Origin of the sequence: Paenibacillus sp. FSL F4-0122 (assembly GCF_038002845.1) — a bacterium.
In the GTDB taxonomy this organism is placed as follows: domain Bacteria; phylum Bacillota; class Bacilli; order Paenibacillales; family Paenibacillaceae; genus Paenibacillus_AQ; species Paenibacillus_AQ odorifer.
The window spans coordinates 3,096,799-3,120,503 of the sequence record NZ_JBBODI010000001.1; the positions used below are offsets into that span (position 1 = coordinate 3,096,799).

The 23,705-nt window shown below is 46.9% G+C and carries 19 protein-coding genes and 1 other annotated feature; of the genes, 15 read left to right on the forward strand and 4 right to left on the reverse strand.

Features of this window, described 5'->3' with window-relative positions; all coding sequences use genetic code 11:
* Positions 1-155: 155 nt before the first annotated feature.
* From MHH49_RS13385 to MHH49_RS13400, 4 genes are all read left to right on the forward strand, one after another.
* Positions 156-1,010: a copper amine oxidase N-terminal domain-containing protein gene (locus MHH49_RS13385; protein WP_076099958.1), complete on the forward strand. Its 855-nt coding sequence runs from the start codon at positions 156-158 to the stop codon at positions 1,008-1,010.
* 55 nt (positions 1,011-1,065) lie between these two features.
* Complete coding sequence (locus tag MHH49_RS13390) at positions 1,066-2,622, forward strand: SAM-dependent methyltransferase (RefSeq protein ID WP_076099956.1); 1,557 nt, start codon at positions 1,066-1,068, stop codon at positions 2,620-2,622.
* 45 nt (positions 2,623-2,667) lie between these two features.
* Positions 2,668-2,928, forward strand: a binding site (T-box leader).
* 81 nt (positions 2,929-3,009) lie between these two features.
* On the forward strand, positions 3,010-4,689 hold the full coding sequence (locus tag MHH49_RS13395) for a glutamine--tRNA ligase/YqeY domain fusion protein (RefSeq protein ID WP_076099975.1): 1,680 nt from the start codon (positions 3,010-3,012) through the stop codon (positions 4,687-4,689).
* Between the two features lie 207 nt (positions 4,690-4,896).
* On the forward strand, positions 4,897-6,189 hold the full coding sequence (locus MHH49_RS13400; RefSeq protein ID WP_051491117.1) for an Nramp family divalent metal transporter: 1,293 nt from the start codon (positions 4,897-4,899) through the stop codon (positions 6,187-6,189).
* Between the two features lie 96 nt (positions 6,190-6,285).
* Here the strand turns inward: MHH49_RS13400 and MHH49_RS13405 are convergent, their stop codons facing one another.
* Positions 6,286-7,434 carry an N-acetylmuramoyl-L-alanine amidase gene (locus MHH49_RS13405; protein WP_076099953.1) on the reverse strand — a complete coding sequence of 383 codons (1,149 nt, stop codon included), beginning with the start codon at positions 7,432-7,434 and terminating at the stop codon, positions 6,286-6,288.
* A 149-nt stretch (positions 7,435-7,583) separates the two neighbouring features.
* Here MHH49_RS13405 and MHH49_RS13410 point away from each other — a divergent pair, with 149 nt between their 5' ends.
* Positions 7,584-8,591 carry a TIR domain-containing protein gene (locus MHH49_RS13410; RefSeq protein WP_170914300.1) on the forward strand — a complete coding sequence of 336 codons (1,008 nt, stop codon included), beginning with the start codon at positions 7,584-7,586 and terminating at the stop codon, positions 8,589-8,591.
* Positions 8,588-8,827: a hypothetical protein gene (locus MHH49_RS13415; protein ID WP_036680302.1), complete on the forward strand. Its 240-nt coding sequence runs from the start codon at positions 8,588-8,590 to the stop codon at positions 8,825-8,827. Before MHH49_RS13410 ends, MHH49_RS13415 begins: the two co-directional genes overlap by 4 nt.
* Before the next feature lie 60 nt (positions 8,828-8,887).
* Here MHH49_RS13415 and MHH49_RS13420 read toward each other — a convergent pair whose 3' ends face one another.
* Positions 8,888-9,973 (reverse strand): LLM class flavin-dependent oxidoreductase, encoded by a 1,086-nt coding sequence (locus tag MHH49_RS13420; RefSeq protein ID WP_076099950.1) that lies wholly within the window; start codon positions 9,971-9,973, stop codon positions 8,888-8,890.
* A gap of 543 nt (positions 9,974-10,516) precedes the next feature.
* Here MHH49_RS13420 and MHH49_RS13425 point away from each other — a divergent pair.
* Positions 10,517-11,800, forward strand: coding sequence for an ArsB/NhaD family transporter (locus MHH49_RS13425; protein ID WP_076099947.1), 1,284 nt, complete (start codon positions 10,517-10,519; stop codon positions 11,798-11,800).
* A gap of 552 nt (positions 11,801-12,352) precedes the next feature.
* On the opposite strand, the gene MHH49_RS13430 is transcribed toward MHH49_RS13425, so the two are convergent.
* Both MHH49_RS13430 and MHH49_RS13435 read right to left on the reverse strand, forming a co-directional pair.
* Positions 12,353-14,353, reverse strand: coding sequence for an Ig-like domain-containing protein (locus tag MHH49_RS13430; RefSeq protein ID WP_341138198.1), 2,001 nt, complete (start codon positions 14,351-14,353; stop codon positions 12,353-12,355).
* Positions 14,292-15,536, reverse strand: coding sequence for an S-layer homology domain-containing protein (locus MHH49_RS13435; protein WP_341138199.1), 1,245 nt, complete (start codon positions 15,534-15,536; stop codon positions 14,292-14,294). The genes MHH49_RS13430 and MHH49_RS13435 overlap by 62 nt, the downstream gene beginning before the upstream one ends.
* A 328-nt stretch (positions 15,537-15,864) precedes the next feature.
* On the opposite strand from MHH49_RS13435, the gene MHH49_RS13440 reads away from it, so the two are divergent.
* The 8 genes from MHH49_RS13440 (at position 15,865) to MHH49_RS13475 (ending at position 23,649) form a co-directional block, all read left to right on the forward strand.
* Entirely contained in the window at positions 15,865-16,641 is a 777-nt protein-coding gene (locus tag MHH49_RS13440) for an ABC transporter ATP-binding protein (protein ID WP_036680296.1), read from the forward strand.
* Positions 16,642-16,747: 106 nt separating this feature from the next.
* Positions 16,748-17,551 (forward strand): ABC transporter permease, encoded by an 804-nt coding sequence (locus tag MHH49_RS13445; RefSeq protein ID WP_036680294.1) that lies wholly within the window; start codon positions 16,748-16,750, stop codon positions 17,549-17,551.
* 35 nt (positions 17,552-17,586) lie between these two features.
* Entirely contained in the window at positions 17,587-18,474 is an 888-nt protein-coding gene (locus MHH49_RS13450) for an ABC transporter permease (protein WP_036680293.1), read from the forward strand.
* 24 nt (positions 18,475-18,498) lie between these two features.
* Positions 18,499-20,106 carry an FAD-dependent oxidoreductase gene (locus MHH49_RS13455; RefSeq protein ID WP_076099945.1) on the forward strand — a complete coding sequence of 536 codons (1,608 nt, stop codon included), beginning with the start codon at positions 18,499-18,501 and terminating at the stop codon, positions 20,104-20,106.
* Complete coding sequence (locus MHH49_RS13460) at positions 20,103-20,435, forward strand: 4Fe-4S dicluster domain-containing protein (protein WP_036680289.1); 333 nt, start codon at positions 20,103-20,105, stop codon at positions 20,433-20,435. Before MHH49_RS13455 ends, MHH49_RS13460 begins: the two co-directional genes overlap by 4 nt.
* A 47-nt stretch (positions 20,436-20,482) precedes the next feature.
* Positions 20,483-21,541 carry an ABC transporter substrate-binding protein gene (locus MHH49_RS13465; protein WP_038573371.1) on the forward strand — a complete coding sequence of 353 codons (1,059 nt, stop codon included), beginning with the start codon at positions 20,483-20,485 and terminating at the stop codon, positions 21,539-21,541.
* A gap of 159 nt (positions 21,542-21,700) precedes the next feature.
* Positions 21,701-23,311, forward strand: a complete 1,611-nt coding sequence (locus MHH49_RS13470; protein ID WP_076099943.1) for an FAD-binding protein — start codon at positions 21,701-21,703, stop codon at positions 23,309-23,311.
* Positions 23,308-23,649: a 4Fe-4S binding protein gene (locus MHH49_RS13475; RefSeq protein WP_076099941.1), complete on the forward strand. Its 342-nt coding sequence runs from the start codon at positions 23,308-23,310 to the stop codon at positions 23,647-23,649. Before MHH49_RS13470 ends, MHH49_RS13475 begins: the two co-directional genes overlap by 4 nt.
* Positions 23,650-23,705: the final 56 nt, after the last annotated feature.

Consider the following 23,705-nt stretch of genomic DNA (forward strand, 5'->3'; position numbering starts at 1 on the left):
TCCTTTCTTGTTCCTTAAGAGTTCAATGAAAATATATGCGGAATGCTGTCTTTTATGATGGATAGCAGAAGTGGTACAAGTTGACATGTGTAGGGTCATCATTGATTATTACTAATAGAGGCTAAGGTTCTAGATGAACTGGAGAGGGGTTTGTGATGATTCACATCAAGGAGTCCTTACAACGATTAGGGAAAATAAAAGCTTATGTAATAGGTCTTTTAGTGATTATGTTCGCCGCGGGATCTGCGGTTACACCTACATCGGTGTCAGCAGCTGTCCAGTTAGGGACACAGGTAATGCCACTGTCATACGGGGGATATTACGTGCTTTTTCCAGGTAAACTCGCCCCTTATTTCAAAGCAGGTAAATTAATGGTGCCGATTCGAGCCTTCTCCAATGCGATTGGCGCAGATTTGCTCTATGACGCTCTGAGCAAGAGTGTTACTGTTTCACTGTTGGACCGATCTGTAGGAAATATTAAAGCAGGGCAGCTAGAGGCAGATTTTAATGGGGAGACCGTAGAATCATTAGGCGTTGCTCCAGAGGTAAAGGATGGCACTCTGTTTGTTCCGGCTTCCCCTATTTTAGAAGGGCTTAAGTCTTTTCGCTGGGAAGTGCAATTTAATAATGTGAATAAATTAACCCTTGGCATTGGAGCCAGAAAAGGGGAGGAATGGGTGAAGCCTGAGGCAGATCTTGCCCTTGCTCCTTATCCACTCGAAACGACAGCACATCCGTATCCTTTATATCCTACTATGCTAACGCAGGCTCAATCCGGGAAAGAATATAGATTAACCTTAGGCGTGCAAAATACCTCCGGATTCATCATCCCTAAAGGAAACGCAGAATTAGAGCTGGTGAGTGTGGACAGTAAAGGGAATTCTTTTTATCAAACGTTGAAAGGACCTGATTCTTCAACCTCCAAGGCGGCATTATTATCATTTTCCGTTTCCATTCCAACAGAGGCTGAATACGTCATTTTCAGGTCACGCACATTGAGAGCGCAATAAGGCAATTACTATAGATTATTCAAACAAGCTAGACAGAGAGCGGGTAAAGAAACAGATGACAGGTAACAAAGAGCAGCAATATCGCTTCAGCGAAGCACCGATTTGGGAATTGCAACGAACATATTATGAAGAGCAGGGATTAAAGGCTTGGAATAATGATCAGGTCCCGCAGTACATCACGAGTAACCCTATGATTGCGACAGCATACGCAGAGATGATTTTTGGATTCCTGCAAGACCGGGCTGGACAAGGGCATCTCTCAGAGACCGTTACGATTCTAGAACTTGGAGCGGGAGCAGGCCGGTTAGCGTTCCATGTGCTTAAAAAGTTGTGTGAAATCGTAGACTACGCAGATATTCCTCTACCTCCTTTTCGTTATGTGATGAGCGATTTGCCTTCCAAAAATATATCCAGCTGGCAGCAGCACCCGAGCCTACTTCCTTACGTGAAGCAGGGTATTTTGGACTTCGCACGTTTTGATGCTGTGCAGGATGTAGAACTACATTTAGTACACGCTAAGCTCAGCATTCGGCCGGGTGATTTACAGCAGCCATTGGTGATTGTGGCAAATTATTTTTTTGACAGCATTCCGCAAGAATTAATTTATGTGGATGAAGGAAAAATATATGAATGTGAGGTTTCGATCCAGTATTCGGCGGAAGTTGATCCGGATAACCCCTCCGATGCGCTCGGCAAAATCATCCCGCAGTACCATTATCGGCGTGCGGCTAGTTATGAAGAGGAGACTTATCCCTATCATGACGTTATAGCGCTTTATCAGCAGAAGCTGGAGGATTCACATATACTCTTTCCGGTGGTGGGGCTCACTTGTCTGGAGCGGCTTGCGCGGCTCTCTACAGAGGGATTCGTGCTGCTTACAGCGGATAAGGGCGACCATCGCTTAGAGAACTGGGAATTTGCAGAACCTCCATTGCTGATTCATCACGGAAGCTTCTCTTTGACTGCGAATTATCATGCGATAGAACATGTGCTGAAACAAAAAGGGGCGCATTCAATATTCACCAGTCATCACTATAAAAACCTGAACATCGGCTGTATTCTTATGCTTCCAACTCCGTTGAGCTATACAAATACTCGGCTGGGTTACAAGCGGTTTATAGAACGTTTTGGTCCCGATGATTTCTTTAGTATGAAGGAATGGATGGATCAGCAATTAGATACGATGGGGCTGCAGCAAATTTTGGCCTTTTGGCGTTTGGGTGGGTATGATGCTGAATGGTTTATCCATAGTGCTGAACAGATTTCGGAGCTACTGCCCAGTGCCAGTGATGAAGAAATGCTGGATTTACAGCGAGGAATACAGTTGATGTGGACTGGCTATTATCCGATGGAACAGAGTTATGACCTGTCGCTAGATGCGGGGTTACTGCTGTATGAAATGGATAAATTCGCGGAAGCATTGGTTCACTTAGAACGCTCTATGCATGCCAATACGGAAGAACCATTAGCATCAGTGCTTTATAGCATGGCAATTTGTAACTACGAGCTAGGAGCTGAAGCTGCTGCATTGGAATACGCGCGTAGAGCTTTGGCTGCAGAGCCTGACAATGAAGTAGTATTGGAGCTTCTCACGGCGCTGAGCGAGGAATAAGCACATTTACATAGGGTTATCTTTTTGGTATCCTATACAAAATAATCAAACGCGATGACGAGAAGAGTACATGAAATCATTCCTTCACAGAGAGCCCTGGATGATGAGAACAGGGTAAGGGGGATTTTATCGAAACAAGCCTCTGAGCGGCATATCGGAACCGGACTAAGGGGATGGTATGACGGGAGCTCCTGTTATAGAGCTAGAGTATAAGCACTGCGTAAGATGTTTTGCCGTACTTGATGAGATTAATATGGTGACATATTAATGAACCTGGGGTGGTACCGCGAGAATTTCGTCCCCAAGACCATAAGTCTTGGAGGTGAGGTTCTTTTTATTTTGCAGATTAAGCAGGCGGATATCACTTATAAACAGGAGGTAACACCAATGAACGAGGAACCGGAAGTATTAGCAGAGAGCTACATCGACAGATTGATTCAAGAAGAGCTGGGAGCAGGGACTTACAGTAGAGATATTTGCACGAGATTTCCACCTGAGCCTAACGGGTATCTGCATATTGGCAGTGCGTATGCTATTCACACGAACTATACGACTGCGAAAAAGTATGGCGGGAAGTTCCATTTGCGCTTTGATGACACCAATCCTTTAAAAGAGGATTTGGAGTATGTAAATGCCATCATCGATGATATTCAATGGATGGGCTATCCACCGGACCATATTTTTTATGGATCAGATTATTCTGAGAAAATATACAATAGCGCAGTTACGTTAATCCGAAAAGGAAAGGCTTATGTCTGTGATTTATCACCTGAAGAGGTGACAGCCTATAGAGGGACGCTTACGGAGCCGGGAAAAAACAGCCCATTCCGGGAGCGTTCTGTTGAAGAGAATTTGCGGTTATTTACGGAGATGAAAGATGGAGTTTATCCGACGGGAGCCAGAGTGTTGCGGGCTAAAATAGATATGAGCTCACCTAATATCAACTTACGTGATCCGGTGATTTACAGAATCATTCATGCGGAGCATTATAGAACGGGTAACGAATGGTGTATCTATCCGATGTATGATTTTGCCCATCCTATACAAGATGCTATCGAAGGGATTACGTATTCCTTATGCTCGATTGAATTCAAGGATCATCGGCCGCTCTATGAGTGGGTACTGAATGAGCTGGATACCCCAGAGGCTCCCAAGCAAAGAGAGTTTGGACGGGTAAACATCACCGGAGTTGTGACGAGTAAACGGTATATCAGACAACTGGTTACAGGCCATTATGTGGACGGTTGGGATGACCCAAGACTTCCTACGCTTCGCGGTTTACGCAGAAGAGGTTTTACACCGGAGAGTATCCGGAATTTTGTGAAGGAAATTGGATTTGTCAGAAATAGCACCATTGTGGATATTGCCATGTTAGAGCATGCGCTTAGACAAGATTTGAAGGCAAAGGTTCCAAGTGTGATGGCTGTTCTTAAGCCTTTAAAAGTGGTCATTACTAATTATCCTGAGGATCATAATGAAGGGCTGACGATTGAGAATAACAGTGAAGATAAGTCACTTGGGGAAAGAGAGGTTCCTTTTTCACGGACCCTTTATATTGAACAAGAAGATTTCATGGAGGAGCCGCCAAAAGGTTATCACAGGCTGACTATGGGGAACGAGGTAAGGCTAAAGGGTGCTTATTTCATTAAATGCAACGAAGTAATCAAGGACGAAGTTACCGGAGAAATCCTAGAGCTTCGCTGCACCTATGATCCGAGAACGAAGAGCGGAAGCGGGTTTAATGAACGGAAGGTTAAGGCAACCATTCACTGGGTATCGGCAGATCATGCTATCAAAGCTGATGTTCATCTATATGAGCGGCTGCTGAAAGATAACGACGGTCCTAAAGAAGACGGTGAGCGCTGGGACGCGTATCTTAATCCGGATTCCTTGACGATCCTGAAGGATTGTTTGCTGGAGCCATCGATGGGCAACGCAACGCCAGAAGATAAATTTCAATTGATCCGGCATGGATTTTTCTGTGTGGATACGAAGTACACCACGGCAGATAAGCTGGTGCTGAATCGGATAGTACCGCTGAAGGACACATGGAAGAAAAATTCATAAGCAGCTTAAGCTAGGCGAAGATCGGGTAATTTCTGATCATCGTCTAGCTTTTTTTTGTTATTGGTCATAAGTATTATAAGCAAATGAAAATTCCATATGAAACATATTTACATTTTTCAGAAATAAGCATATACTTTAAATATAAGTTGCACAGGGGAAACTTTCGTGTATATAGACAACTTTTTCAGGGCAAGAGGAGGAATTGAAATGCTCGAACAAACTTTAGTAGAACAACCACATATAAAACAACATAAGAACTCTGTTTCAGCACAAGCCGTACTTAACGGGGAGATCAAAGGGATTAAACGATTACTTCCTTTCCTAGGCCCAGCTTTTATCGCTGCAGTTGCTTATCTGGATCCGGGTAATTTTGCCACCAATATTACGGCAGGCTCCAAATATGGATATCTTTTATTGTGGGTGATCGTAGCCTCGAATCTAATGGCTGTATTAATCCAAGCGTTATCCGCCAAGCTGGGGATTGCGACAGGCAAGAACTTGCCTGAGATCGCTCATGATCGTTTTCCGAAGAGTGTATCTATCTTCTTATGGATTCAAAGTGAACTGGTGATTATAGCTACGGATCTGGCAGAGTTTATCGGGGCGGCATTAGGATTATATCTCTTATTTGATATTCCCATGCTGCCAGCAGCACTGATTACTGCGGTGGGTTCATTTGCTATCTTAGAGCTGCAACGCCGGGGATACCGCTCCCTTGAGGCAGGGATTGCCGCAATGATTCTTATAGTCGTATTAGCCTTCGCTTTTCAAGTTATTGTAGCTAAACCAGATATGGGAGCTGTTGCTGTAGGCATGTTTACACCGAAGTTTGAAGGGGTGGACAGCATCCTGTTGGCCGCAGGAATACTAGGTGCAACAGTGATGCCACATGCGATTTACCTGCATTCATCACTTACACAGAATCGTATTGTCGGAGTAAATGAATCGGAGAAAAAACAGATTTTCAAACTGGAATTTATAGATATTATAATTGCGATGATTATCGCAGGTGCAGTAAATATGGCTATGGTTATTGTCTCTGCGGCATTGTTTTTCAAAAATGGTCTCGTGGTTGAGGATCTGGATGTCGCGTTTCAGCAATTTGGTCACTTAGCTGGGCCAGTAACGGCGATCTCGTTTGGGCTGGGACTACTCATTGCGGGACTGTCGAGTTCCTCCGTAGGGACTATGGCTGGCGATGTGGTTATGCAAGGCTTCATCAACAAAAGAATTAACCTGTACTTGCGCCGTGCGATTACCATCATTCCCCCACTAGCGATCATTGGTTTTGGTGTGAATCCAACGAAGGCACTCGTAATAAGTCAAGTGATTTTGTCCTTTGGGATTGCGTTCGCGTTGATTCCACTGGTTGTGTTTACAAGCAACCGCCAGATTATGGGCGGGTTAGTGAACCGCAAAATGACAGCCACTCTGGGCTGGATTATCTCCGGTCTGGTTGTATCGTTGAACTTGTTCTTGGTCTATCAAATGCTCGTATAAGGAAGCAGTCAAAAGAGCCCGACCCACAAATCTCCTCAGATCATACCTGAGAGATACATGGGTCGGGCTTTTTTTTTGGAGGGTTGTTCCAGCCAGTTATTTAAAATAATCTGCTACGCCTTCGGCGATGGCTTTAGCCGCTTTTTTCTGATAGGAGGTCTTGCGGACAATGGACTCGTCTATAGGATTGGTAAGGAATCCAAGCTCGACCAAGGTAGCTGGAATCCGATTCTCCCTTAGGATGTGATAATCGCCAAAGGACAACCCGTTGCTCTTCAGACCGATGCCTTGCCCCAGCCGGGTTTCAATCGCCCGCGCGAGCTTCAAATCATCCGCTTCTGAATAAAAGAAGGTCAACGTTCCGGACACATTTTTAGGTGAAGAATTATAATGAACGCTTACAAAAGCATCAGCACGTAGGGCTTGGCTCATCTGAACACGACGTGCTAACGTGGGCTTTTGATCGTCTCGGGTGCGAGTCATCTCTACCCGTGCTCCTTTAGCAACAAGAGCATCCCGGACATAAAGTGCAGTGTGCAGATTCAAATCCTTTTCCATGGTGTTATATGTAGTGCCGAGCATGCCCGGATCACTGCCGCCATGACCAGGATCGATGACGATTAGCTTTCCTCGTAGTCCGCCTTTATGCTGGACGGTGCTTATGCTGCTTGTACTGCTTGGTGTGCTTCCGCTTCGGATATATTGCTCTGCCACCCAACCAGTTTCACCGCTGGCTGTGCGAATTCGAGCCCAGCCGTTCTGATGAAGAAGGAGAGTGACTGTATCCTTGGCTTTTAAAGAACCGAGCACCTTATATTGTGTTCCTGGGCCACTTCGGATGCGTAGAGAATCAGCCGTGACTGTAGCCTTTGAAGTTCTACTAGAAGCATTGGCTGATGTTGACGAGGCAGTATTGGTTTTAGTAGCAATAGACGTTCCAGAAGCGCTGGATTGCAGGGAGTTGCTGTTCACCTTTTTTAGGTAATAACCCGCTACCCAGCCAGAGGTGCTCCCCGCCTTAACCTTTAACCATCCGTGCTGCTCATCAGTCACAGTAACCCGAGCCCCATTCTTAATTGATCCTACAACAGTTGCATTCTTAGCCGGTTCATCGCGTACATTTAAAGAACTCGCATATACCTGTGCGGTATAACTTCCCGCTGCTGTCTTTGATTCAGCAGACTGTGGCGCTGCTATACCCAAAAGGCAAGCTGTGAGCAGGGTGACACCTATCATTTTGTTCATAGTATCCTCGCTTTTTGAGAGTAGTCGTAATTCCTTACCCAATTTACGAGGTTTAGAATAATATTTTTTGAGAATAAGGCCTCTTTTCTGGTGGTCAAAAGACTTGTATAATTATTACATATCGGGAAAGAGGATGAAGGAGCATTGCCGTGACTAAACCAAAGCTATTCATTGGATCTTCCAGGGAGTCTATACGTTATGCAAGAGCGATTCATGAGCAGCTGAAGAGGGATGCTGAAGTGCATCCTTGGTATGCCAACGCTTTTCGTGCGAATGAATACACCATGGAGGCGTTGGAGAGAAATTTGGATGAGAGCGATTTTGCCGTATTTGTGTTCTCGCCAGATGATGTCGCCAAAATCCGTGGTAAATATTATTATGTGACCCGCGATAATACGGGGTTTGAAATGGGTTTGTTTTGGGCTAGATTGCGGCGCAGCCGTGTTTTTTGTCTAGTACCTGATCAGGTAACTGCGCGTGATGATCTGATCCCTGGAGAAAATGTAGAAGAATATCATCTGCTATCTGATTTAGCAGGAATTACATCGTTAGAGTATGAAGTGCATCACGATAATCCTACGGCTGCTGTGGATGTGAGCTGTGGTAAGATTATTGATAGTATTCAAGAGCGTGGAAGATTCCGTGACCCGCTTAAAGATTTAGAGCAGCTAAAGATGGATTTAAGGCGCAAGGAAAGTATCCTTCATTTTTTTTGGCAATATAATAGTAATGTGACCATCTCCGAGAATGGAGAGAAGTATCACGCACTTAGTGAGGCGATACGCAATTCCTTTTTACCTCCGAAGCATTGTCGTGTAATCGGTGCAGCCATCTGGCAGGCACAAGCGAAGGAACAACTAGTTCAGGTGGGGGGGAATGTCGGACGGGGTCACTCCTATCCCTTGTCTGTAACGAAAGGGAATGAGAAGCAGCCTAGTGTGGTAGATGCATTTTTATCGAGTAAATGGACTTTTTTTCAACGCACGGAAGTTGCAGAGGTATATATCCTATGCTATCCTCTAGGTAAGAAGTATGTTCTTTCCGTTCATTTCTCAGGAAGTGATGGATTATCTGCAGATGATCTTAAGGCGGTAGTTGGGAATAATCAGGATTTATTCCGTACCATCAATCATTTAGTAGGAGAGGATTCAGCATGAAGAGAATAAAAGGTATTAACAGCTTATCCGATGCTGTTCTCCGATCTGCGAGTGGTGGGAGCAGGAGTGCAGGCGGCGATGACAAAAGCACCAAAAGAAAAGCAGGCTCGAGTCATTCTGCTCAGCAGCCAGCTTCAGCTCAGATTTATACTGCACCTTCTTTGGACGGCGGAGACGACGAGTATAAGAAGCTTATCAGCGGAAAAGTAGATAATAATAAACCATCCTTTGCGTGATTTTTTTATAAAAAGGGGGCCTCAGCCATTGGCTTGAGGGCCCCTTTTTGGTATTCCATTCTAACGGTTGTTCTTCTTGGCGATCTCACGCCGTACGACAGGTGCAACCTCTGTTGCCAAAAGCTCAATGGCTTTGGCTACCTTAGCGTAAGGAAGGCCGCCGATATCGAGCTGAGTCATAAAGCGGCTATGACCGAACAGCTCATGCTGATAGAGAATTTTTTCGATAATTTGCTGCGGGCTGCCCACAGCCATCGTGTTATCAGCAGATACATATTGCCCAAAGTCATCACGAGACACCTTGTACTCTTGACCCGGTTTTGGACTGATAGAGTTACGGTAACTATAGTAGTAAGGGTAATATTCATCCAACGCCTGCTGTGAGGTTTCAGCAATGTAGCCGTGGCTAGTGATCGCAATCTTTAGATCCTCAGGTGCATGTCCTGCTTGAATTCCGGCACGCCGATAGGTTGCGGCAAGCTCTTGAAAAGGCTCTGGACTGCCGCTTAGGATGGCGATAGCCATTCCGGTCCCGAGCATCCCGGCCTTCTCCGCGCTTTCTGGAGAACCGCCTACACCAATCCAGAGTGGAAGATTCTCCTGTAATGGACGTGGAGCAATCTCCGAATCCTTCAGCGATGAACGGAAGGAGCCCTCCCAGTTCATAACTTCATGTTTGTTAAGCTCCAAGAGTAAATTGATATTCTCGGAGAATAGACGGTGATAATCTTCAAGCTCATACCCGAAGAGCGGAAAAGACTCCACAAACGCACCACGCCCCGCAATAATCTCTGCACGTCCATTCGACAGCAAATCAAGTGTGGCGAAATCCTCGAACACCCGCACAGGATCAATGGTGCTTAATACGGTTGTTGCGCTCGTTAGTTTAATTCTGTTAGTAACCTGAGAAATGGCAGCCAGTACGACTGGCACCGAAGAAATTACAAAATCAAGACGATGATGCTCACCTACACCAAATACATCAAGTCCCGCCTCATCTGCCAGCTTAGCTGCAGCTACAACTTCGTCGAGACGTTGTTTTGGACTGATCTTCTTCCCTGTATGACAATCCGCTACGATGTCTCCTAAGGTATAGATACCAAATTCAAAATCGGATGCTGGTGCTGCGGTTGCTTCGTTACTCATGCTCACAAACCCCTTGTTATTCATATATTTGCTAAAGCCTGTCCGTGTATGGAGGAATGTGATTATTATAACACAATGACTTACAAAATGTAAGTTTGTGAGTAAATGTTTTGATTTCTTCTGTTGTTTTTGACAAAATGGAATAATAATCCATAAGGGTTATATCCTGCTCGTCTGATGTTATTATATTTGATTTTAAGAATCTATCCAAATGAGGCAGTTACTTATATGAGGAGGAGTTTGGTGCCTGGGACATGACATGTATGTAGCCCAGACCGATGGGAAATTGGTTGCTATTGATCTAAACGGTATGATAATTGTGCAGATTAAAGGGACGTTAACTGCTTTCAAGGAGCCTCAGGCTCTAAAAATGAAATAATCGAATCTACAACGGCTCTCCGATAAACATCCGGCAGAGTCGTTTTTTAGTGGAATGATTCCACAATCCCCGTGCGAAAAATACAAATCTATTTTATGATAATAAGGTTATATGATGAGTAGACTGTAAGTTAACGAAATTACATAGAAGGACCGAGGGATATTATGGAACAGCAAGCGGTTTGGGCGATAGGCATTTTTCTGCTGATTTATGGACTTATTATTTCCGAAAAGATTCACCGTACCATTCTGGCGATGTTAGGAGCTATCGTCATGATAGCGATGGGCATTGTGAATCAGGAGACGGCACTGCAGCACATCGATTTTAATACTATAGGACTGCTTGTAGGGATGATGATGATTGTAGGGATTACCGCAGAGACGGGGCTCTTTAAATACGCAGCTGTGAAATCCGCTAAGTTGGCGAAGGGGAAGCCGAAAAGAATACTGATTGCTTTGTTTGTGATTACCGCAGTGGCTTCAGCCTTTTTGGATAATGTGACGACAGTGCTGCTTATGGTGCCAGTCACCTTCAGTATTACAAGACAACTGCGCATACATCCGCTGCCTTTTTTAATGTCACAAATTATCGCATCTAATGTAGGCGGAACGGCAACCTTGATCGGAGACCCGCCTAATATCATGATTGGCAGTGCTGTTAAGGAGCTGACCTTCATGGCTTTTATTAGCAATCTGACACCTGTGATTATCATCATTGTTTTGGCGTATATCCCGCTGCTGTTATTGATGTTCGGTAAACAAATTAAAACTACACCTGAATTGCAGCAGAGCATCATGGATATGGATGAGAAGGTTATGATTACGGATCATAAGCTGCTGCGAAAATGTCTGATCGTATTGGCAATTACGATTGCCGGGTTCTTTTTACATCAGGCGTTACATTTGGAGTCCGCTACAGTTGCACTGGCCGGTGCATTTTTACTGCTGCTGCTGACCGGAGGGGAACATATGCTGGAAAAAGCTTTTCACAGCGTGGAGTGGATTACGGTCTTCTTTTTTATCGGACTGTTCGTGTTGGTGTCAGGGCTTGTAGAGACAGGTGTGATTGCAGAGCTGGCAGCAAAAGCGATTGAAATAACGAATGGTGATGTGCTGATGAGCTCAATGATGATTTTATGGGTCAGCGCCATTACCTCAGCATTTCTGGATAACATTCCTTTTGTAGCAACTATGATCCCTCTGATTCAGGAGATGGGCAATATGGGGATCAGCAATTTGGAGCCGTTATGGTGGAGTTTGGCCTTAGGGGCTTGTCTGGGTGGCAATGGCACATTGATTGGTGCGAGTGCTAATTTGATCGTAGCGGGTTTGGCAGGTAAAGAGGGGTACCCGATTACGTTCATGAAGTATTTGAAGGTCGGTTTTCCTTTGATGCTGTTGTCCATTGTGATCTCCAGCGTGTATTTATATTTAAGATATCTGATGTAAGCAGCGTTATTAAGAGCCGGGGGAGCGATATGCTTGAAGTGATATTTTGAAACGGCAGGTAGAAGTTGTGGAGGAAGTAGAAGGAGTAGTGGAAGTAGAGGAAGTAGAGGAAGTAGTATAAGTAACAAGTGGAGGCAAAATGCAGATGTTGAAGCGGTGAACATATGTTGAAGTGACGGTGGGAGCATATAAGTGTATTTTGTACAGTTATAACTCATCGAATAAATTGTCCCCCAAAAATAGCTGTATTCAGTACACTTATTTTCATGATTTCCTCAGCTAAAGGTGATTTTTCTGGATTTTAATTGTATAGAATACAGTTATATTCAGGACACCCCCTTTTTTATACGAAATAAGTGTACAGAATGCAACTAAATCAAAGATTTGATCTAGATTCGGCGATATAAAATATACGGGGGGATCCGGAGGAGTTATTCCGAGGTGTACCCAAAGTCGACTTAACGCTACGCAATGCAGATAATCAAGCAGGCAGTGATTCTCCAATATCTGGAGGCTCACTGCCTGCTTGTTTTTTACATTAGAAAGGGCTGCTTAAGGAGTATGACTTCCAAAATACTGGTAACTTCCTTTGGGATATTGATTCCACTCGCCCTCAAGTGAATACTGCTGTGATCCAGTGTATATACCAGATTTACGGACAATAGTTCCACCTGTGGAGAGGAATTGCTGATTAGAGGTAGGGTCACCGAGAACATCTACGATTTGGCCGTTTTTCTTCAGTACTAATGCTGTAATATTATATGTTTTTGGATTATATAGACTCAGCTCATCATTGTAATAGGAGATATTCATTAAATCAAATGCGTCCCCAAAAGTAGAATCTATAAACATATAAGGCATTGCTACAGATACAGGAAATAATGGCCGGGAATAAACCTGTTTGGTTTGAGTGGCTTTCATAAATTGGTGGACTTCAAGGGTGTAACCTTCTGCTTTTCCTGCGGGATTACCATTTCCTTTATAGTACAGCTCAACTGCGATTCTGCCGTCACCGCCGTCCAGATACTCTGAGAAGAATAGCTCGGAGGTACCCTGTGAAGCCACACTTATAGATAATACAACCGCTTTGCCATCAGAACCTACTATCCATACCGTTCCTGGACTTGTAGGACCATTCCATATAGCTCCATTCAGAGTTGCAGGTCCGCTCAATGAACCTGTGCTGCTTTCTGTATACACTTTAAATTGACTCTGATTAGGAATCAGCTTGGAAATATCGAAGGAAATATTGGACACACCTTGCTTGGTGGTTATTGGCACAAAGCCGTTGTTTACAAGCTTGGCTGTAATCAAGGTGAAAGTTGAGGTGGTTGAACCTCCTTTATTATCCATTGCTGTGAGGGTCACTAAACCACTAGCTGAACTATTAGCTGCCGGAGTTACCGTCAGAGTGTTGCCATTAAGGCTAAGTGTACCAGCATTTACGTTATCTATAGAAGCTGAATAAGTAAGCATGTCATTGTCTGGATCTTGAAAAAGCTGGGCCAGATCAAATATACGTGGTGCCGTGATACCTGGTGTTAAGAGTTGAGTAGTGATTCCAGATATCGCAATTGGTGGCTGATTAGACGTTACAGTGAATACAAAAGTAGAAGTGTTAACGCCACCTTGGCCGTCCATTGCTGTTATTGTAATCATGGCCGTACCTGAATTGACCGGCACAAGGTTGAGATGATTCCCATTTACAGATACAGTGGCAACGCTAGCGTCAGAGGATGCAGCTGCGAATGTAAGCGGGTCGCCGTCCGGATCAATGAACACATTACTGATGTCGACGTTTTGGACACCGTTTGTGATCAGAGCAGATATTGGATCAATATTATTTTGCGCGACTGGTGCATGGTTCACCGGAGTAGGCGCCGGAGTAGGCTCAGGAGTCAGCACCGGAGTAGGACTAGGAGTCGCCACCGGAGTAGGGCTCGGAGTCGCGACGGGAGTAGGCTCAGGAGTCGCCACCGGAGTAGGACTAGGAGTCGCTATCGGAGTAGGCTCAGGAGTCGTCACCGGAGTAGGGCTCGGAGTCGCTACCGGAGTAGGACTAGGAGTCGCTACGGGAGTAGGCTCAGGAGTCAGCTTCGGAGTAGGACTAGGAGTCGCTACCGGGGTAGGGCTCGGAGTCGGCGCCGGAGTAGGCTCAGGAGTCGGTACCGGAGTAGGCTCAGGAGTCAGCACCGGAGTAGGACTAGGAGTCACTACCGGAGTAGGACTAGGAGTCGCGACCGGAGTAGGCTCAGGAGTCGCCACCGGAGTAGGACTAGGAGTCGCTATCGGAGTAGGCTCAGGAGTCGCGACCGGAGTAGGGCTCGGAGTCGCGACTGGAGTAGGCTCAGGAGTCACTGCCGGAGTAGGGCTCGGAGTAGGCGCCGGAGTAGGACTAGGAGTGGCTACCGGAGTAGGGCTCGGAGTCGTCACCGGAGTAGGGCTCAGAGTGGCTACCGGAGTAGGACTAGGAGTCGCTACTGGAGTAGGCTCAGGAGTCGGATCGCTCACGGCGGCGGTTAGCAGACGTGGACGAAGTATACGCAGGAGCAACGGCTCCAGATGTATTTTGAACCGTTTGGATATTATCTTGAATGGCTGTGTAATTTGTTATGAAATGTGAAGGCAGACTGTTGCCAGGCAACTGCAGATTTTGAATAGACAAGGAGGGATCGATGGTGATCTTAGCGCCGCCTTCAACTATTTTTAAGGTTTGCAGGGAACCGCTGCCATGAATAGTAACTGGAGTTATAGAATCCACAATGATCTGCCCAATTTGGCCCTGAAAAGTTATACTCGAAACGCCATTTTTAATCTTCAAATCACCGGTAACATTGCCTTTAATAATAACATCATTTCCAGAAATATTGAGCAAAGAATCGGAGGGTAAGCCGGAGGTATTTAGTTGAACCCCTTTTTGTACAATTTCAAGCTCCTGCAAACCGTCCACATGACGATTCAAAGAATTGAACTTAAGGACAGCTCCTCTTAAAGCATCATGGTTGTTATTACCCATTAATTCTTTGAGTTTACCTTCAATGAGGTAAGGCGTGCCATTGATCGTTACGAAATCCCCATCTATACTGTCGATCGTTGCAGTTTGTTGTTCTTCTTTAAAAATATTGAGCAGAAAAGAAGCCATATCCTGCCGCTGAACAGTACCTTTGGGGCTGAACATATCTTCGGGAGAGTCTATAAGTTTAAGGCGTAATGCGACATCGGTATACTCTTTTGCCCAATTGCTAATTGTGGATTCGTCCTTAACCTTGTTGGCTTGTCCGCCTTGCGCTCCAGTTCCGCGGATGGCACGTACAAATATAACTGCAAGCTCTTCTCTAGTTACAGGTCTGGATGGATTAAAATTACCTGTAAGATCACCCTCCATAAATCCTGCCTTTTTAACAGCCTCAATAGCGGACACACTCCAACTGGAATCAGATACGTCTCTAAAGGAAGAAGCGGAGTTTACTGAGGAATCTAGCTTTAAGGTCTTCGCTAAAATGGCTGCCAGCTCTTGGCGAGTCATTGTCGCAGTGGGTCTGAATTGTCCGTTGGGATCGCCTTTAAGCAAGCCTAGACGAGCAGCCTCGAGGATTGCGGCACTTTTCGTCTGTTGTATTTCGGTTAAATCAGAGAACGGTGGAGTGATTTCAGCTGCAGATGCGTAGAGGGTACCACCGAACAAGGTGTTAAGGGCAACAAGTGTTGCTCCCCATTTTAATGATATGCTTTTCAAGCAAAAGCCCCTTCCTTAGAACCAATTTGTCATAAGCTTACTTCATTATATCGACGCAAAAGTTAGGTTTTTTAATACTTTCATCCTACTAAAAGTGATTTAATTCATTGCTTTTCTAACTTATGAACTAGAAATAACTCCACTTCTGTTCCATAAAAGGGCTTGTTTTTTGTTGACAGCTTATAAAATCGATGATATTTTAAATATTATAATTCCAATTGATTTACTTTGAATAATGATTGCCGACTGTTCCTACAGAGGTATATTGCGAATGTAAAAACGCAATGCCTCTGTTTTTTTGTCCATACAGATTAAAGGAGGGGTCAAGGTGGGAGAAGCGTTGCTGTCTATTTCGAACCTAAATAAACGTTTTGAGTCTGCCGGTGGTCATGTTCAAGCGCTCCATAATGTAGATCTCCATGTACAGGAGGGCGAATTTATTACAGTCATCGGCCCCAGCGGCTGTGGAAAAAGTACACTATTACGCATCGTAGCCGGTCTGGATAGCGGGTACACTGGCAGCGTCACCCTGGAAGGGGCGGAGATTGGGGGTCCTGGGATCGATAAGGGTTTTATTTTTCAGGAGCATCGCCTCTTTCCCTGGCTTACCGTTGAGAAGAATATTGCCTCTGATTTACCGCTAGGGAACAAGGAAGTCAGGCGGAAGGTCGATGAATTGATTGATCTGGTGAAGCTAAATGGATTTGAGAAATCTTATCCCCGCGAGTTGTCGGGAGGGATGGCCCAGCGGGTAGCAATAGCTCGTGCACTTCTGCGCAATCCAAAAATACTGCTGCTGGACGAACCGTTTGGTGCACTGGATGCATTCACTCGGGCCCATATGCAGACGGTATTGCTGGACATTTGGCGGGCTAACCAAACAACCATGATTTTTGTGACGCATGATATTGATGAGGCTGTGTTCTTGGGTAATCGAGTAGTGATTCTAGAGCCGCGTCCCGGGAAAATACGTAAAATTGTACCGATAGATTTACCGTATCCACGGAAAAAAACAACGACCTCCTTTCAAGAGCTGCGTTTGAAGGTGTTGAATTATTTTGAAAAGGTAGATGAGCTAGAGCTTACAGACGGAGCCGGAATATAAAATAGGTCGACCATACCCATGGAGACTTTCGAAGGCATTACTATTCGAGGGTCTCTTTCTGTTTATTTAAAGTGATTGTAAAGCTGAAAAAAGGTGGGTTCAAAGTATGACAAATCGGGCTGTAGCCATAAGAACTTCCGGAAGACCCGGAAAGGTGGCAACACTAGGACTTGGTCTTTTGCTGCCGGGCAGTGTGCTGATTCTGTGGCAGACGCTCGGGCATTATGGAATGATCTCGGAGATGCTGTTCCCTACGCCGTATACGATTGCGGAATCTTTTGTAACTTTAGCGGCTTCAGGCGATTTGTGGCCGAACTTTAGGATCAGCTTGATCAGAGCTTTTTCTGGATTCCTGCTAGGTGGTGGACTGGGTCTGCTGTTAGGACTTCTCGTAGGTCTGTTCCGCAGATCGGAGAAGCTGTTAGATCCCTCCCTGCAAATGATCCGTATGATTCCCAGTCTGGCGGTAGTACCGCTGTTCATTTTATGGTTCGGGATCGGTGAGGAGTCGAAGGTGCTATTGATTGCTAAGGGAGCTTTTTTCCCACTTTATATTAATACGTTCATGGGAATTCGCGGCGTGGATAACAAGCTATTTGAAGTTTCCCGGGTACTTGGCTTCAGCCGGTTGAAGCAGATTGGCAGGTTAGTACTTCCAGCAGCGCTGCCGAACATTATTCTTGGAGTTCGTCTCTCTCTAGGGCTTTCTTGGCTGGGGTTAGTAGTGGCAGAGCTTATTGCATCTACCTCAGGCATTGGATACATGATGTCCGATGCGCGTCAATTCGCGGACACACCAGTGGTGTTCGTGGGAATTATTATTTTTGCCGTAGCTGGATTGTTGAGTGATTCCATTGTCCGTTACATTGAACGACGGTTGTTGAGATGGCAAGACAGTTATCGCGGATAACCTTGAACGCTCATTAAACAAAAGGGGGATGCACCATGAGCGATGGAGTAGAAGCTATTATCAAAAATACTAAAAGAGCCAGAGAAACGCTGGATAGCAGCGGCACAGCTCCTTTATCCAAGAAGACACCGAAGAAACCCGCAATACAAGTTGCATGGAAACCCTTGCTCTCTGATTGGGGAATGGGTGCAATTATCCCGGTGGTGACGTTAGTCCTTTGGCAGCTGGCAGGGAGTACGGGGCTGGTCTCAGCAACCTTTTTGCCGACTCCGCTTTCGATTGCAAGAGCTTTTACCGACTTGTTGGTTACTGGAGAGTTAACTCATCATCTGGGTGTCAGCATGGGTAGGGCGGGCATCGGATTTCTTATTGGAGGTGTGTTGGGTCTTCTATTCGGCGTACTGACTGGCTTGTTCCGCAGTGTGGAATATGTACTCGATCCTAGCGTACAAGTGCTTAGGCTTGTTCCCCATTTGGCTATAGCGCCGCTCATTATTCTCTGGTTCGGGTTTGGAGAGATATCTAAAGTTGTGATCATTATGACAGGCTCTTTTTTTCCGCTCTATATTAATACGTTTATGGGCATCCGCAATGTGGACAATAAATTGTTCGAAGTAGCTCGGGTATTAGGATTCAGTCCTTATCAGAAGCTGCGCAGGCTTATACTCCCGGCGGCGCTGCCCGGAATTTTGTTAGGGCTAAGGTTGTCGCTGGCTGTTGCTTGGATTGGTTTGGTTGTAGCAGAGCTTATTGGATCACAGTCAGGTATTGGGTTTCTTATCAATGAGGCGAAGCAGAACTCTAATACGGAGGTTGTATTCGTAGGCATTATTATTTTCGCAATTGTCGGTAAGCTGATCGATTCCTTGTTCCGGATTATTGAACGAAAGTTCCTGTTCTGGCGCGATAGTTACGAAGGCTAAACAAACTGAGGAGGTCTTGAACATATGAGTGGATCGGTGAAAAAAGGATCGGTGAATTTGGTGGCAGACGTGCTCGTTATCGGAGGAGGTCCGGCAGGAACGTGGGCAGCCCTTACTGCATCAGCGAAGGGGGCCAAAGTAATCCTTGCAGATAAAGGGTACTGCGGTTCAAGTGGGGCAACGGCACCGTCGGGAACGGGAGTCTGGTATGTGAAGCCGGATGAGAAGCTCCGAAAAGAGGCAAAAGCAAGTCGTTATGCGCTTGGCGGTCAGCTGGCTGAATCTCGCTGGATGGACCGGGTGCTGGATCAAACCTATGCCAATATGAACAAGCTGGGTGTTTCCGGTTATCCATTCCCTGTAGATGAGCAGGGCAATCAATTCCGAAGAAGTCTGCAAGGACCGGAATATATGAAATTAATGCGTAGGCTGGTGAAAAAGGCAGGCGTTAAAATTCTAGATCACAGCCCAGCTTTGGAACTCCTGGCGGATGAGCATGGCGTAGCTGGAGTGGCTGGAGTTCATACCCAGAGTGGAGAAACCTGGACTGTTCAGGCAGGAGCAGTCGTCATTGCTACCGGAGGCTGCGCCTTCCTAAGCAAGGCACTTGGCTGCAACGTGTTGACCGGAGATGGATATCTCTTCGCTGCTGAGGCTGGGGCGAATCTGTCCGGCATGGAATTCTCCAATGCCTATGCGATCTGCCCTACGTTCTCTTCGGTGACCAAGACGGCGTATTACAGCTATGCCAGCTTTTATTATGAGGATGGAAGCATTGTGGAGGGAGCCGGTTCCAAGAAAGGCCGTTCTGTAATTGCCCGGAATCTGTTGGCAGGTAACCAGGTGTACGCCAAGCTGGATGGGGCACCAGAGGATTTAAGACCGCTGCTGCGGGTGGCGCAGACGAACTTTTTCCTTCCTTTTGACCGCCAGGGAATTGATCCGTTCAAGGATGCGTTTCCGGTTACTTTGCGGCTCGAAGGCACGGTTCGGGGGACGGGTGGCATCCATATTACAGATGAAAGCTGCGGCACAGGTGTTCCCGGACTTTACGCGGCAGGAGATGCTGCTACCCGCGAGCTGATTTGCGGAGGTTTTACTGGCGGAGGCAGCCATAATGCGGCGTGGGCGATGTCTTCAGGTTCTTTTGCTGGTGAAGGAGCTGCTGTCTATGCACAGAGTCTGGGGTCGCACGCTGCGCAGCGTAGTCCAGTCGGCTTATCATCATCACCACTGGTGCATCAGGAAGTGAAGCCGGGAGTGGCGGCCCAAACGGCAGAGTATGTGTCTGCTGTACAGGCTGAGGTGAAGCCGTATGACATCAATTTGTTCCGGACAGAACAAGGGCTGACTTCTGCACTAGATCGTCTCGATGGGTTGTGGAAAGAGCAACGAAGCCGCGAAATTCAACGCACGCCAGAAGGGGTCAAGGCACGTGAAGCCGAAGCCATGACCGCAACAGCCCGCTGGATGTACAATTCTGCACTTGCTCGTACAGAGACGAGAGGCATGCATAAGCGTGAGGATTTCAAGGCTACAGATCATGGCCAGCATCATCGTTTGATCAGCGGCGGATTAGATCAGGTATGGGTGAAGACGGAAGCCGTGGCTAAGGAGGGTGTTCTATCGTGATTGAGGTGATCAGCGCTGCCAGATGTGTAGAGTGCAACCAATGTGTATCTGTCTGCCCGACTAATGTTTTCGAACGGGTAGAGGATGGCATTCCTGTTATTGCCCGGCAGAGCGATTGCCAGACTTGCTTTATGTGTGAGCTGTATTGTCCTGTCGATGCTCTCTACGTTGCACCAGACTCAGAGAATATTATTGGTGTGACAGAAGCGGAACTTCAGGAGCAGGGACTACTTGGCGGTTATCGTGAAAAAGTAGGCTGGGGTAAGGGCAGGCAGCCGGTAGCAAGCCATGACTTTATGTATAAATTGGCGTCGAGGGCAGGGTTCTGAGCTTGATTAAGATTTAAATAAATAGCATAAACCTAGGGGGAGAAACAATGAAACAAGCGTACAGAGAGATTCAAGGGAAACGTTCAAGGAAGATTCGTTTTGCACTTTTAACTACAATTATGATGGCCATGCTGGTGCTTCAGGCTTGCGGAAATAATACGGGCGGCAATGGAGCATCTGCCTCCGGGGGATCAAATACGGAGAAGGCGGGAGAAGAGGCCACGAGCGATGTTCCAGCGGTATTGAACTTTGGGTTTATCGGTTCCAACAAATTGAATGTGCCTGGCGGCGCAGAGGGTTGGGGCTTTTATAAAGGGATTATTCAAGAAGAGTTGAAGAAATACGGCATTACTGAAGTGAAGCTTACTGGCTTTCCAAACGGTCCGGATCAGACAGAATCCTTGATTAGTGGTCGGCTGGATATCGGCAGCCTTGGAGATACACCTGCTATTATTGCCTACGCTTCTGGAGCCAAGACCCGTCTGATTTCACAATCTTCCGCGAACACGATCGGTTATTTGATCGGCAAGAAGGATGGGCCCAAGACGGTGAAAGATTTGCAAGGTAAGACTATCGCAATTCAAAAGGGCTCCTTCATGCACCGCTATGTTGTTGGATTACTACAGGAAGAAGGAGTAACCGACTACAAACTCGTGCATATGCTCATTCCTGATGCTACCGCAGCTTTAGCCCGTGGAGATGTAGATGCTACAACAAATCTAGGCGTTCCTGCGCTGAAGCTGATTGACCAAGGCTACACTCACTTAGATGATGCCTCGAAGCACCCGAATCTGCTTGGTTCTAGCGCAACAGTTGTGTCTGAGGATTATCTGGCGAAATTCCCTGATTTTCCGAAGGCATGGAACGAAGCTAGAGAGAAGGCCTTGGCAGACTTGAAGCAGCATGAGGATGAGTATTATCAATTTCTGGCTGAAATCGGAGATACAACGCCTGAGCTGGCGAAGCAAGTGAATCCGATTAGTGATATCAAGGATACTGCGTTCACTGATGAAGGAATAAAGCTGCTGGAAGGTACCAAAAACTTCCTCGTCGAAGAGAAGTTAGCGAAAAAAGACTTCAATATTAGCGATTGGCAGTTGAAATAAAGTTGCTTAAAGGCTGCTTTAATTGAACTTAAGATTCTTCTATAAAGGTAATTGAGTGACTGCGGTGAATGTTTGGATTTTCGGCCGCCTCTCCGCCACTCCTCCCTTTAGTGATTTTTAAGTTCAACTAACTCAGCTAATGGTGTAGGAGGAAAAAAGATGTCGCAGCTTAAGAAGGAAATGACAGTGGATGTCCTCGTGCTTGGCGGAGGTCCTGCTGGGGCGTGGTCGGCATGGAGTGCAGCCTCGCAAGGTGCAAAGGTAGTCCTGGCGGATAAGGGCTACTTGGGCACAAGTGGCGCAACTGCACCGGGTGGAACAACGTTGCTCGTGATCCCTCCCATTGCCGAGCTGCGGGAGCAGGCAGTGCAAGCCAGACTTAAGGCCGGCGGATATTTATCGGAGAATGCTTGGATTCACCGGGTGCTGGATCAGGTAGAGCAGAACCTGGCTCAAGTGGAGCAGTGGGGGTATCCGTTTCCGAAGGATGAAGAAGGAAACTCACTGCGTACCCATCTCCATGGACCAGAATATATGCGGATTATGCGAAAAGTTGTGCGCAAAGCAGGGGTCACAATTCTTGATCAGTCACCAGCGCTGGAACTTCTTCACGATGAACACGGTGTTGGTGGAGCGCGTGGGATCAACCGCCTGACAGGAGAGTCCTGGGAAGTGAAGGCAAATGCCGTTGTGATGGCTACCGGAGGTTGTGCTTTTCTCAGCAAAGGCCTTGGTTGCAACGTGCTGACAGGGGAAGGATTGTTGATGTCCGCAGAGGTGGGAGCTGATCTTTCGGGCATGGAATTCAGCCGCCAATATGCGCCAAGCTTTGCGGACGGAACCGTAACACGTGGCCGCATGCTGGCTTGGGCCACCCTTTATGATGCGGACGGTCATCCGTTGCATAGAGGGGATCGGACCTTTGGCAGCATTCCTGAGCTGATGCTGAAGGGTCCGGTTTACGCTTCGCTGGATCTGGCAGACACCGCGGAGAAACAGGATTTTCTGCGCAAAGCGCATCCGATTTTCTTTATGCCGCTGGAGCGGGCGGGAATTGATGCGTTTAAGCAGAAATTCCCGCTCACCCTGCGCTATGAGGGCACGATGCGCGGCACTGGGGGTCTGCGCTTGAGCGGCACGGATTGCCAGACGACCGTGCCCGGACTCTATGCGGCCGGAGATGCCGCATCTCGCGAGAAAGTGACCGGCGCCATCTCCGGCGGCGGGGCTTATAACGCTTCCTGGGCCATGTGCAGCGGAAGCTGGGCTGGACAGGGAGCCGCGCAGCATGCGCTGTCCTGCCGAGGACAGGCGAACAGCCGCAAGCTGACCGCAGCGGGACGCTACGGGCTGGCGGCTGGCGCCGATGCCTCGGAAACGCTGGAGGTGAAGCCGCTAATCGCGGCAATCCAGCGTGAAATCTTGCCGCTGCAGATCAATTATTTCCGCAGCGAGCCGGGCATTTCTTCAGCCTTGAAGCGGCTGAATGCCTTGATGCCCTATTTGAACGGGCAGGCTCCTGCCAGCGTTCAGGGCATCGTGCAATCGCGTGAAGCCGCGGCTATGCTCGCGGTCGGCAGGTGGATGTACACCGCAGCACTCGCCCGGAAAGAGACCCGCGGACTGCAAAAGCTAGCGGAATATCCGGAGCTTGATCCGCGCCAGACTCACCGGCTGATCTTATCCGGCATTCAACATATAAGCGTCAGTACAGAGGCTGTGCCCCATGCTCATGAACTGAATGCGCTGAAGGAGGGGCAAGCGATATGATCGAATTAATCAGCTTGGAGCGTTGTGTTGGTTGTAAGCTGTGTACGAAAGTATGTCCGACGAACGTATTCGAAATGCAGGGGAAGATTCCGGTCATTGCCCGTCAGGAAGATTGCCAGACCTGTTTCATGTGTGAAGCTTATTGTCCTGTAGATGCTTTATACGTGGCACCACAGGCGGATCAGCTGATCGGTGTAAATGAGGAGGCGCTGATTCAGTCAGGTGTGTTGGGAAGCTGGCGTGCTGAAATTGGCTGGGGACCAGGTGCGAATGGCTCGATGGCGGAGAGGGATACGACTCCTTATTTTGAAGTGTTTACGGAGCAGTACCGTACATGAATAAGCAGAGGCTTAAACCCAAAAAATCCGCCCGAAAGCTGGGCGGATTTTTCATA

Bases quoted from the DNA above. Each gene is read 5' to 3' on its own strand.
- MHH49_RS13385 (WP_076099958.1), top strand. From the start codon at position 156: ATGATTCACATCAAGGAGTCCTTACAACGATTAGGGAAAATAAAAGCT.
- MHH49_RS13390 (WP_076099956.1), top strand. From the start codon at position 1,066: ATGACAGGTAACAAAGAGCAGCAATATCGCTTCAGCGAAGCACCGATT.
- MHH49_RS13395 (WP_076099975.1), top strand. From the start codon at position 3,010: ATGAACGAGGAACCGGAAGTATTAGCAGAGAGCTACATCGACAGATTG.
- MHH49_RS13400 (WP_051491117.1), top strand. From the start codon at position 4,897: ATGCTCGAACAAACTTTAGTAGAACAACCACATATAAAACAACATAAG.
- MHH49_RS13405 (WP_076099953.1), bottom strand. From the start codon at position 7,434: ATGAACAAAATGATAGGTGTCACCCTGCTCACAGCTTGCCTTTTGGGT.
- MHH49_RS13415 (WP_036680302.1), top strand. From the start codon at position 8,588: ATGAAGAGAATAAAAGGTATTAACAGCTTATCCGATGCTGTTCTCCGA.
- MHH49_RS13420 (WP_076099950.1), bottom strand. From the start codon at position 9,973: ATGAGTAACGAAGCAACCGCAGCACCAGCATCCGATTTTGAATTTGGT.
- MHH49_RS13425 (WP_076099947.1), top strand. From the start codon at position 10,517: ATGGAACAGCAAGCGGTTTGGGCGATAGGCATTTTTCTGCTGATTTAT.
- MHH49_RS13445 (WP_036680294.1), top strand. From the start codon at position 16,748: ATGACAAATCGGGCTGTAGCCATAAGAACTTCCGGAAGACCCGGAAAG.
- MHH49_RS13450 (WP_036680293.1), top strand. From the start codon at position 17,587: ATGAGCGATGGAGTAGAAGCTATTATCAAAAATACTAAAAGAGCCAGA.
- MHH49_RS13455 (WP_076099945.1), top strand. From the start codon at position 18,499: ATGAGTGGATCGGTGAAAAAAGGATCGGTGAATTTGGTGGCAGACGTG.
- MHH49_RS13465 (WP_038573371.1), top strand. From the start codon at position 20,483: ATGAAACAAGCGTACAGAGAGATTCAAGGGAAACGTTCAAGGAAGATT.
- MHH49_RS13470 (WP_076099943.1), top strand. From the start codon at position 21,701: ATGTCGCAGCTTAAGAAGGAAATGACAGTGGATGTCCTCGTGCTTGGC.
- MHH49_RS13475 (WP_076099941.1), top strand. From the start codon at position 23,308: ATGATCGAATTAATCAGCTTGGAGCGTTGTGTTGGTTGTAAGCTGTGT.